Below are 10,542 nucleotides of genomic sequence, written 5' to 3'. Positions count from 1 at the left end.
GGGGGTGGTTGTTTGGGGGTTTTTTTTGTTCTTCCTCCCCCCTTTTTGTTGGGGTGTGGAGAACCCCGCTGGGGGGGACTCTTTTCCCCCCCGACCAGCTGAGAACGACCGAGCCGCCGTCTGCGAAGCAGCGGCCAAAAAACACAGCAGCCACGACACGCGAAGGCCGTTCGGGTGACACCCGAACGGCCTCAAACGTTTGTTCAGCTGCGGCGCGGCTAAGCGTGGGTCCGTCGACCCGTCACCAGCCGGTAGATGCCCAGCAGGATCAGGGATCCGACGATGGCGAGCAGCCACGTCCGGATCTCGAAGAACGAACCCAGATCGGTCCCGAAGAGCGCGGATCCGATGAACCCGCCCAGGATCGCGCCAACGATGCCGATCAGCATCGTGATGATGATTCCGCCCGGGTCCTTGCCCGGCATGATCGCCTTGGCGATGGCTCCGGCCAGCAGGCCGAGCACGATCCATCCGAGGATGCCCACCGAGAGTCTCCTTCCATCTGCTTGACGCGGATGGAATGCCCTCGATCTGGTGACTTCACACCTCCAAAACCACTCCGTTATCAAAGTAGCGGGCTGTGCCGGGCTCTCAGGCACTCTCCGGAACAATGAGGGGCGATGAGTACTCCACGCACTGTCCTGATCCTGGGCTCGACCGGTTCCATCGGCACCCAGGCGCTCGACGTCATCCGGCGCAACCGCGACCGCTTCCGGGTCGTCGGGCTCGGCGCCGGCGGACGTCAGCTGGACCTGCTGAAAGAGCAGGCCGCAGAGTTCGACGTCCCCGTCGTGGCGGTGGCGAACGGCGCCGACGTGCCCGGCGTGAGGACGTTGACCAGCATGGTCGACCTGATCGAGGCGGCGCCGGCGGACGTCGTCCTCAACGGCATGGACGGGTCGAGGGGGCTCGAACCGTCGCTGAAGGCCCTGGAGACGGGGGCCACGCTCGCGCTCGCCAACAAGGAGTCGCTCATCGCGGGCGGGCCGCTCGTGCTGAAGGCGGCGAAGCCGGACCAGCTCGTGCCCGTCGACTCCGAGCACTCGGCGCTCGCGCAGTGCCTGCGCGGCGGAACCGCGGACGAGGTGCACAAGCTGGTGCTCACGGCGTCCGGCGGGCCGTTCCGCGGGAAGAGCCGCGGCGATCTCGAGGCCGTCACCGTGCAGCAGGCCATGGCGCACCCGACGTGGTCGATGGGCCAGGTCGTCACCATCAACTCGGCCAACCTCGTCAACAAGGGCCTCGAGCTCATCGAGGCGCACCTGCTGTTCGGCGTGCCGTACGACCGCGTCGACGTCGTGGTGCACCCGCAGTCCATCATTCACTCGATGGTGACCTTCACGGACGGCTCGACGCTCGCGCAGGCGTCACCTCCCGACATGCGGCTCCCCATCTCGCTCGGTCTGGGGTGGCCGGAGCGCGTCGCGGGCGCGGCCGCTGCCTGTACCTTTGACACCGCCACCTCGTGGACGTTCGAACCCCTGGACAGCGTCACGTTCCCGGCGGTCGAGCTCGCGCGGCAGGCGGGCACCGCGGGCGGGTGCCTGCCCGCGATCTACAACGCCGCGAACGAGGAGGCACTCGCCTCCTTCGTAGCGGGCAAGACGTCGTTCCTGTCGATCGTGGACACCATCGGCCAGGTTCTCGGCGAGGCGAACGAATGGCAGAACGACCCCGCGGACGTCGCGGAGGTGCTGGCCGCCGAGGACTGGGCACGAGCACGTGCCCGCGAGCTGGTTGGAAGGAACTGAGCTTCTCGTGAACACCGTCGTCAACATCCTCGGGGTGCTGCTGTTCGCGTTCGGCATCGCGTTCTCCATCGCGCTGCACGAGTTCGGGCACCTGCTGACCGCGAAGGCCTTCGGCATGAAGGTCACCCGCTACTTCATCGGCTTCGGCCCGAAGCTCTTCTCGTTCCGCAAGGGCGAGACCGAGTACGGCCTGAAGGCGATCCCGGCCGGTGGGTTCTGCGAGATCACCGGCATGACGGCCCTGGAGGACGTGCACCCGGACGACCGCAAGCGCGCCTTCTACAACCAGAAGGTGTGGAAGCGCGTCGTCGTGCTGTCCGCCGGGTCGATCACGCACTTCCTGCTCGGCTTCATCATCCTGCTGATCCTCGCGATGTCGCTGGGCCTGCCGAACAACAAGGACGAACCAGTCCTCGCCCAGATCACCGACTGCGTGCAGGACTACACGGTGCCCGTCGACGCGGCGTGCCCGGCCAGCGCCCCGTCCCCGGCCAAGAGCGCGGGCCTGCAGCCCGGCGACCGCATCACCTCGATCGCGGGCAAGCCCATCGCGACCTGGTCGGACATGCAGAAGGTCACCCGCGACCTGAGCGGCCCGAACGAGTTCAAGGTGCTCCGCGACGACAAGGAGCTCACGCTCACCGTCGACGTTCCGAAGGTCAGCCGCCAGATCTCCGACGGCAAGGGCGGCGTCGAGGTCAAGCAGGTCGGCGCGATCGGCGTGATCGTCCAGCAGTCCTTCACCTACGGCCCGGTCGAGGCGGTCCCGGCGGCCGTCGGCTTCACCGGCCAGATGTTCGTGAACACCTGGCAGGGCCTCATGCGCTTCCCGGAGCGCATCCCGGCCGTGGTCAAGGCCATCGGCGGCGGCGAGCGCGACCTCGACACCCCGATCTCCGTGGTCGGCGCCTCCCGCCTGGGCGGCGACGCGGCCGAGCGCGGCCTCTGGGCGTTCTTCATCCTGATGCTCGCGGGCCTGAACTTCTTCGTCGGTGTGTTCAACCTCCTGCCGCTCCTGCCGCTTGACGGTGGTCACATCGCCGTCAACCTGTACGAACGGGTGCGAGACTGGATTCGGAAGCTGCGCGGCAAGCCCGCCGGCGCCCCGGTCAACTACATGCGTCTGCTGCCCCTCACCTACGTGGTCATCTTCATCGGCGGCGCCATCACGCTGCTGACCGTGACCGCAGACATCGTCAACCCGATCAGGTTGCAATAAGAGTGATCCACGGAAAGGTGCACAACCCATGAGTGACGGCGTGATGCTCGGAATGCCGGCACTGCCGCCGCCGGTGCTGTCGGAGCGACGCAAGACCAGGCAGCTGATGGTCGGCAACGTCGGTGTCGGCAGCGAGTTCCCCGTCTCCGTCCAGTCGATGACGACGACCCTGACGTCGGACGTCAACGCGACGCTGCAGCAGATCGCGGAGCTCACCGCGGCCGGCTGCGACATCGTCCGGGTCGCCTGCCCCTCGCAGGACGACGCGGACGCGCTGCCGGCGATCGCCAGGAAGTCCCAGATCCCGGTGATCGCCGACATCCACTTCCAGCCGAAGTACGTCTTCGCCGCCATCGAGGCCGGCTGCGCCGCGGTCCGGGTCAACCCGGGCAACATCCGCAAGTTCGACGACCAGGTGAAGGAGATCGCGGCCGCCGCCAAGGACCACGGCACCCCGATCCGCATCGGCGTCAACGCGGGCTCGCTCGACCCCCGCCTGCTGCAGAAGTACGGCAAGGCCACCCCGGAGGCCCTGGCCGAGAGCGCGATGTGGGAAGCCTCGCTCTTCGCGGAGCACGACTTCCACGACATCAAGATCTCGGTCAAGCACAACGACCCGGTGGTCATGGTCCGCGCCTACGAACTGCTGGCCGAGCAGTGCGACTACCCCCTGCATCTGGGCGTCACGGAGGCCGGCCCGGCCTTCCAGGGCACCATCAAGTCGGCCGTGGCCTTCGGCGCCCTGCTCCGCCAGGGCATCGGCGACACGATCCGCGTCTCGCTCTCGGCCCCGCCGGTCGAGGAGATCAAGGTCGGCCACCAGATCCTCCAGTCCCTGAACCTGCGCCCCAGGAAGCTGGAGATCGTCTCCTGCCCGTCCTGCGGCCGCGCCCAGGTCGACGTGTACACGCTCGCAGAGCAGGTCACGGCCGGTCTGGAGGGCATGGAGGTCCCCCTGCGCGTAGCCGTCATGGGCTGCGTCGTGAACGGTCCCGGCGAGGCCCGCGAGGCCGACCTGGGCGTCGCGAGCGGCAACGGCAAGGGCCAGATCTTCGTGAAGGGCAAGGTCATCAAGACCGTGCCCGAACACCAGATCGTGGAGACGCTGATCGAAGAGGCGATGCGCATCGCCGAGGAGATGGAGCCCGTGGAGGGCGAGTCCCCGGCAGTGACGGTCGGCTGACCAAGAACAAGAGCAGCAGGCAGGCAAGCAAGCAGTCAGTGAAGGCGCGGCCCGAAGGGTCGCGCCTTTGCTTTTCCCATGCGCTCGTGACGGGACCACCCCACGGAATCAGCACACACGAACGCAACAGCAAGCCGCCCAAAGCAACAGGCGTGCCATCAACCCGCAGACGGCGCTGGCCGGTCTTTGATCAGTTGGCGGGGTCCGGGGCAGAGCCCCGCGCACGAAACAGGACCCGCACGCACCAACCCAACCACCCGCCAAAGTCGCGGAACCAACGCGACCACCACGATCACCCGTCAGCCGCACATCTGGCTGATGTCACATCAGCACCAAATCTGGCACGCTAGGTGACGTGCTGAGGCTGGCCGGAGCGCGCGTTCTCGACGAGCGCGACCTGATCGACGTACGCGGAGTCTTCGAAAAAGACCCCGTCGCAGCGTGCATGGTCGCGGCAAGGGTCGAAGTGGCCGGCCTGGACCCGTGGCGCCTCGGCGGCGAGATGTGGGGCAGCGACTCCAAGCCGATCAGGGGCAAGGTCGACGGTCTCTGCTTCTCCGGCCCGAACCTCATCCCGCTCAAAGGCAGCCAGGCCGCCATGCGCATGTTCGCCGACCGGGCACGCAGGAGGGGCCGCATGTGCTCCAGCCTGGTGGGCCCGGCCGAACAGGTCCTCACCCTCTGGGAGGAGCTGCAACCGGACTGGGGCCCGGCCAGGGAGGTCAGGGCCGACCAGCCGTTGATGGCCATCAGCCGCAGCCCCGAGATCACCCCCGACCCGCACGTCCGGCAGGTCCGGCCGAGCGAGCTCCACCGCTACCTCCCCGCCGCGATCAGCATGTTCATCGAGGAGGTCGGCATCGACCCGTGCGTGGAGGACGGCGGCGCCGGCTACCGGGCCAGGGTCAGCGAGCTGATCGCGGCCGGCCGGGCGTTCGCGCGGTTCGAGAACGGCGAGGTCGTCTTCAAGGCCGAGATCGGGGCCATGTCCAGCAAGGTCGGCCAGATCCAGGGGGTGTGGGTTCGTCCGGACCGCCGGGGCGCGGGCATCGGCACGGCGGGCACGGCGGCGGTCGCGGACCGGCTGACCAGGGTGCTCGGCCGCACGGCGAGCCTCTACGTGAACGGGTACAACCACGTCGCGCAGGCCGCCTACCGGAAAATCGGGTTCGAACAAGTCGGGCAATACGCCACTGTCCTCTTCTGAACGGGCATACTCGCGCGGGTGCGCCTTCTCGCGACGATCACGGTGGTGCTGGTGACGGTGAGCGGCTGTGGGCTGTTCACGTCGGAACCGGGGGCTCCGGAGATCACCAACGACTTCCTGGCGAAGCTCGCGTCCGGTGACGTGCAGGGTGCCGCCGGGATGACCGACAACCCGAACGACGCCAAGGAGACCCTGGAGAAGTTCCGGGGCGCGCTCAAGCCGGAGGGGCTCTCCAGCAAGGTCGACCAGATCCGCAAGAACGGTGAGACCGCGTCCGAGGCCAGCGTCACGCTCGACTGGGACCTCGGCAAGAACCGGCACTGGACGTACCCGACGAAGTTCGACGTGCGCCAGGAGGACGACACCTGGAAGGTGCACTGGCAGACGTCGCTGGCGCACCCCAAGCTCGCGCCGCAGCAGTCCATCCAGCTCACCGAGCTCATGCCCGATCCCGCGCCGGTGCTCGACCGCGACGGCACGCCGTTGCTCGCGCCGGAACGCGTCGTGTCGGTGCTGCTCGTGGCCAAGGAGGCCGGGGACGTCGGTGCCGTCTCGAAGGCGCTCGCCGACGCGTTGAACCCGCTCGACAAGGCCATCACCCAGCAGACGATCGCCGACGGCGTCGCCAAGACGCCCGAGGGCCAGGCCTACCAGGTGGCGGCGCTGCGCGACCCCGACTACCAGTCGGTCAAGCCGAAGATCTACGAACTGCCCGGCGTGCGGTTCAGCTCGCAGACGTCGTTGCTGGCACCGAGCCGCACCTTCGCCTCGCAGGTGCTGCCGGCCGTGCGCAAGCTCGTCGAGAACGACGTCGCGGGCGGCGCGGGCTTCCGCATCGCCACGGTCGACGCGCAGGGCGCGGAGATCGAGGAGCTGCACTCGAAGGCGCCGGAACCCGCCAAGGCCGTGAACGTCGCGCTGTCCCGCGCCATCCAGACCGCCGCCGAGGACGCCGTCGAGCCCGTGCAGCAGCCGACGATCCTGGTCGCGATCCAGCCGTCGACCGGCGACATCCTGGCCGTAGCGCAGAACGACCCCGCCGACGCCCAAGGTGCGCTCGCGTTGACCGGGCGCTTTCCGCCGGGCTCCACGATGAAGGCCGTGAGTGCGCTGGCCACCATCCAGTCCGGCAAGGCGGGACCGGACACCCCGCTGCCGTGCCCCGGCAAGACGACCATCGACGGACGGCGGATCGTGCCGAACTCCAGCGAGTTCGACAAGGGCACCATCCCGCTGCGGTCGGCGTTCGCGTTCTCCTGCAACACCACCTTCGCCCAGCTCGCCGTCGACATGCCGGCCGACCTGCTGACGAACTCCGCGCTGTCGCTCGGTCTCGGCGTCGACTTCGACATCGCCGGCCTGACGACGATCACCGGGTCCGTGCCGCCCGCGACCGACGTCGTGGAACGGGCAGAGGACGCGTTCGGCCAGGGCAAGGTGCTCGCGTCGCCGTTCGGCATGGCGCTGGTCGGGGCGTCCATCGCCAAGGGTTCGATGCCGGTGCCGCAGCTGGTGCGCGGCAAGGAGACCAAAGCGGACAAACAGCCTGCTCCGCCGCCCGCGACCGCGCTCGACCCGGTGCGCCAGATGATGCGCGAGGTCGTCGACTACGGCACTGCACCACAGCTCAAGCCGTACGGAGACGTGCGGGGGAAGACTGGTACCGCACAGTTCGGTGACGGCGTGCACTCACACGGGTGGTTCATGGGGTACCGCGGCGATCTCGCGTTCGCGACGCTCGTTCTCAGCGGAGAGACTTCGACTCCAGCCGTGGAGGTGGCGGCGAGGTTCCTCAAGGCGGTGCCGTGATGAGCGAGAACAGGGATCTGACTTTGCTGCGCGAGCGGTTGGTGCGGGCGGGCGTGCTGCTGCCCGTGCCGCGGGTGCCCCAGCCGCGGGAGGCGCCGGACGAGCCGCGGTGGCCGCGCAGGACCTGAGGTCTTAATGTGTTACATTGTGAAACATGGAGACGGAATCAGTTGGGCTTCGCGAGCTGCGGCACCACGCTGCCGAGTACGTCAAGCGCGCAGAGCAAGGTGAACGCATCGCGATCACCGACAGGGGCCGCGTTGTCGCCGAGATGGGGCCGCCCAGCGACCCCGCGAACGTGCGGTTGATGCTGGCCGCCAACGGCTATCTCGTGCGTGGCCGTGGGCGGCGGTTGCCGCGTCCGCTGCCGCCGCGAGAGGGTCGCCAGCTGTCGGACAAGCTGCAGCAGATGCGCGACGAGGAGCGCTGGTGATCTACCTCGACACCTCGGCGCTGGTGAAGTTGGTGAGGACCGAGTCGGAGACGGACGCTCTGGTCGACTGGCTCGGTGACCGGACCGATCTCGTGACGAGCGCGATCTCCCGCGTGGAACTGATGCGTGCGTTGTGGGACGAGGGCGAAGCCGAGAAGCGACAGGCCTCGACGATCCTCGTCGAGCTCGACAACGTTCCGATGTCGTTCGACCTGCTGGATGCCGCGGGTGCGCTACCGCAGCAGGTGCGTTCACTGGACGCCATCCACTTGGCGTCAGCTATTCGGCTTCGGGACTTCCTGGATGCGTTCGTGGCTTACGACAAGCGCCTTCTCGCCGCCGCTGACGAGGTGGGGCTACTGGCCGTGGCCCCCGGCGCCGACGGCTAATGTGGAACGCATGGCTGTTCGTGCTGTGCTGCAACCCGGTGTGCAATCCCCGCGTCGTCAGGTGCCGTCGCGCATCGTGCGTCCCGAGTACGTGGACAAGCCCGCGCCGCAGAAGAGCACCGACCCGTGGGTGCAGCCGCCGGAGATCATCGAGGCCATGCGCGTCGCCGGTCGCCTCGCCGCCCAGGCGTTGCAGGAGGCAGGCAAGGTCGTCGTGCCCGGCGTGACGACGGACGAGATCGACGCGGTGGCGCACGAGTTCCTGTGCGACAACGGCGCGTACCCGTCGACGCTGGGCTACCGCGGCTTCCCGAAGTCGTGCTGCACCTCGCTCAACGAGGTCATCTGCCACGGCATCCCGGACAGCACGGTCGTCGAGGACGGCGACATCGTGAACATCGACGTGACGGCGTTCATCGGCGGCGTGCACGGCGACACCAACGCCACCTTCCTCGCGGGCGACGTCTCCGAGGAGAACAAGCTGCTCGTCGAGCGCACGCACGAGGCGACCATGCGCGCCATCAAGGCCGTGAAGCCCGGACGTGAGCTCAACGTCGTCGGCCGCGTCATCGAGGCGTACGCCAAGCGGTTCGGCTACGGCGTGGTCCGCGACTTCACCGGCCACGGCATCGCGCGGACGTTCCACAGCGGACTCGTGGTCCTGCACTACGACGAGCCGTCGGTGAAGACCGTGCTCGAACCCGGCATGACGTTCACGATCGAGCCGATGATCACGCTCGGCGACTTCGAGGGCGAGATGTGGGACGACGGCTGGACCGTCACCACCAAGGACAAGAGCTGGACCGCCCAGTTCGAGCACACGATCGTCGTGACCGACACCGGGTCGGAGATCCTCACGGTCTGCTGACGGCCGTCAGGGCCGGGAGGCGATGGCGGTCAGCGCCTCCGCGAGCACGTTCAGGCTCTCGCGGGGCACGAGGTCGAGGACGTGCTGCCGGGCGATGTCGCTGTAGCGCGTCTTCGCCCGCTGCACCTCCTCCACGCCGGACTGCGTGAGCGTGGCCAGTGCCGACCGGCCGTCCTCCTCGTCACGCCGGCGGCTGCACCAGCCCCGGCCCTCCATCGCGAGCGCCACCCGGCTGACCCGGCTGATCGACAGCCCGGTGCTGGTGGCGAGGTCGCTCATGCGCAACGTCCGGTCCTCCGCCTCGTACAGCACGTGCAGCACGGAGAACTCGGTCATCGTGAGCCCGGTCGACCGGAGCATGGCGTCGTCCAGCTGGCGGGGCAGCCGTTGCACGACCCGTCCCAGCGCGCGCCACATCGCCTGCTCCTCCAGGGTCAGTGAGCCGCGTTCGGAGCCGGTGTCGTCGATGCCGTGAGCCATGACCCCATTGTGCTGGGGGAGCCCCTCGAAGGGAAATTGTTTGCGCGCGCGAGCAAATGAAGCTAGCGTCGGAAGGGCAGACCCCAGATGGGAGAAACCGATGACCACCGCTCTGAACAGCGCCGTGCTGACCGTCCGCCCCGAGGCGCCGGTCGTCACCGTGATCGAACGCTTCGTCCGCGCCGGCACCGCCACCGCGGACTCGGGCACCTCGTCGAGGCCGCGCAGGCCCGCGGGCAGCCCGGCGGACGTGGCCGCGAAACCCGAGGTCGTCCGCGCCCGCGAGCAGTTGCCGTCCGTGCTGACGGGCCGCGAGGGCTTCGTCGCCGCGCTGCTGCTGGCCGGTCTGGACGGCGAGTTCGTGGTGTACAGCCAGTGGCGTGCCGAGGCACCGGAGGAGGTGCCCGACGAGTGGTCCGTCGGCCGGCTGGAGGGCTTCGAACCGGTCGACAGGCGCGCCTACGCCGTCGACTTCAGCGCGCCCGGCGACCTGAGCCGTGTCTCGGTGCGGGACACGCCGCTCGCGCACTTCGGCGTCTTCTCGGTGGCTGCGGCCGACCAGGAACGGATGCTGGAGCTCGCCAGGAAGCACGCGCCCGACTCCATCGGCACGCCGGGACTGGTGTCGATCAACTTCCACCGCAGCCTCGACGGCGGCCAGGTCGTCAACCTCGGCACCTGGGACAGCTTCGAGAGCTTCGGCGAGCTGCTCGGCCGTCCCGGCTTCCGCGACGAGGCCGTGTACTGGCAGGGCGTCGCGGAGTTCCGGCCGCACTTCTTCGCCGTCGTGGCCGTCGTGCCGGGAAGCGAGGCCTGACATGGGTGAGCTGGCGATCTGGGCGACGCTGAAGGTGCTGCCGGGCAAGCAGGGCGAGGCCGAGGAGTTCTTCGCGTTCTCCAAGGAGGTCCTCGACGCCGAGCCGGGGACGACGAGCTTCTTCGCGGTGAGGATCGACGACGAGACCTACGGGATCTTCGACACCTTCACCGACCAGGAGGCCCTGGACGTCCACATCGAGGGCGCCTCGGGCAAGAAGGCGGTCCAGGACCTCGTCGGCACCGTCTTCGCGGGTCCACCGGTGATCACCGGGAGCGTGGTCGTGCAGCGCGGCGTCACAGCCGGCTGACGACCGACCTCAGCGCGGGGGCGACCGGCGGGGGGGAAGGGGTGGGCGAAAAGGGGGGTGGAGCAAAAAGGTTGAA

13 protein-coding genes are annotated in these 10,542 nt (G+C 68.5%); 11 read left to right on the top strand and 2 right to left on the bottom strand.

Features of this window, described 5'->3' with window-relative positions:
• Positions 1-218: 218 nt before the first annotated feature.
• Positions 219-485, bottom strand: coding sequence for a GlsB/YeaQ/YmgE family stress response membrane protein (locus ACFWV3_RS12805; protein WP_382411254.1), 267 nt, complete (start codon positions 483-485; stop codon positions 219-221).
• 135 nt (positions 486-620) lie between these two features.
• Between ACFWV3_RS12805 and dxr the strand changes: the two genes are divergently transcribed.
• The 9 genes from dxr to map all read left to right on the top strand — a co-directional run bounded on the left by dxr (position 621) and on the right by map (position 8,859).
• On the top strand, positions 621-1,751 hold the full coding sequence (gene dxr, locus ACFWV3_RS12800) for a 1-deoxy-D-xylulose-5-phosphate reductoisomerase (protein ID WP_382411253.1): 1,131 nt from the start codon (positions 621-623) through the stop codon (positions 1,749-1,751).
• Positions 1,752-1,758: 7 nt separating this feature from the next.
• Complete coding sequence (locus tag ACFWV3_RS12795; protein WP_382411252.1) at positions 1,759-2,970, top strand: M50 family metallopeptidase; 1,212 nt, start codon at positions 1,759-1,761, stop codon at positions 2,968-2,970.
• A 52-nt stretch (positions 2,971-3,022) separates the two neighbouring features.
• Positions 3,023-4,153, top strand: a complete 1,131-nt coding sequence (gene ispG / locus ACFWV3_RS12790) for a flavodoxin-dependent (E)-4-hydroxy-3-methylbut-2-enyl-diphosphate synthase (RefSeq protein WP_330854834.1) — start codon at positions 3,023-3,025, stop codon at positions 4,151-4,153.
• Between the two features lie 355 nt (positions 4,154-4,508).
• Positions 4,509-5,360 carry a GNAT family N-acetyltransferase gene (locus tag ACFWV3_RS12785; RefSeq protein WP_382411251.1) on the top strand — a complete coding sequence of 284 codons (852 nt, stop codon included), beginning with the start codon at positions 4,509-4,511 and terminating at the stop codon, positions 5,358-5,360.
• A gap of 18 nt (positions 5,361-5,378) precedes the next feature.
• Positions 5,379-7,169 carry a penicillin-binding transpeptidase domain-containing protein gene (locus ACFWV3_RS12780; RefSeq protein ID WP_382411250.1) on the top strand — a complete coding sequence of 597 codons (1,791 nt, stop codon included), beginning with the start codon at positions 5,379-5,381 and terminating at the stop codon, positions 7,167-7,169.
• Positions 7,169-7,297 (top strand): hypothetical protein, encoded by a 129-nt coding sequence (locus ACFWV3_RS12775; protein ID WP_382411249.1) that lies wholly within the window; start codon positions 7,169-7,171, stop codon positions 7,295-7,297. The genes ACFWV3_RS12780 and ACFWV3_RS12775 overlap by 1 nt, the downstream gene beginning before the upstream one ends.
• Positions 7,298-7,323: 26 nt before the next feature.
• Positions 7,324-7,602 carry a type II toxin-antitoxin system Phd/YefM family antitoxin gene (locus tag ACFWV3_RS12770; RefSeq protein WP_382411248.1) on the top strand — a complete coding sequence of 93 codons (279 nt, stop codon included), beginning with the start codon at positions 7,324-7,326 and terminating at the stop codon, positions 7,600-7,602.
• Entirely contained in the window at positions 7,599-7,991 is a 393-nt protein-coding gene (locus ACFWV3_RS12765) for a type II toxin-antitoxin system VapC family toxin (protein WP_382411247.1), read from the top strand. Before ACFWV3_RS12770 ends, ACFWV3_RS12765 begins: the two co-directional genes overlap by 4 nt.
• A gap of 10 nt (positions 7,992-8,001) precedes the next feature.
• Positions 8,002-8,859, top strand: coding sequence for a type I methionyl aminopeptidase (map, locus tag ACFWV3_RS12760; RefSeq protein ID WP_382411246.1), 858 nt, complete (start codon positions 8,002-8,004; stop codon positions 8,857-8,859).
• Between the two features lie 6 nt (positions 8,860-8,865).
• Here map and ACFWV3_RS12755 read toward each other — a convergent pair whose 3' ends face one another.
• On the bottom strand, positions 8,866-9,339 hold the full coding sequence (locus ACFWV3_RS12755; RefSeq protein WP_382411245.1) for a MarR family winged helix-turn-helix transcriptional regulator: 474 nt from the start codon (positions 9,337-9,339) through the stop codon (positions 8,866-8,868).
• A gap of 100 nt (positions 9,340-9,439) precedes the next feature.
• Here ACFWV3_RS12755 and ACFWV3_RS12750 point away from each other — a divergent pair, with 100 nt between their 5' ends.
• Entirely contained in the window at positions 9,440-10,156 is a 717-nt protein-coding gene (locus ACFWV3_RS12750; RefSeq protein ID WP_382411244.1) for a hypothetical protein, read from the top strand.
• A 1-nt stretch (position 10,157) separates the two neighbouring features.
• Positions 10,158-10,466 carry a putative quinol monooxygenase gene (locus tag ACFWV3_RS12745; RefSeq protein WP_382411243.1) on the top strand — a complete coding sequence of 103 codons (309 nt, stop codon included), beginning with the start codon at positions 10,158-10,160 and terminating at the stop codon, positions 10,464-10,466.
• Positions 10,467-10,542: the final 76 nt, after the last annotated feature.

Source organism: Lentzea sp. NPDC059081, assembly GCF_042738015.1.
In the GTDB taxonomy this organism is placed as follows: domain Bacteria; phylum Actinomycetota; class Actinomycetes; order Mycobacteriales; family Pseudonocardiaceae; genus Lentzea.
Note: the sequence above shows the minus strand (reverse complement) of the source record. Positions and strands in the feature narration are given on the sequence as shown.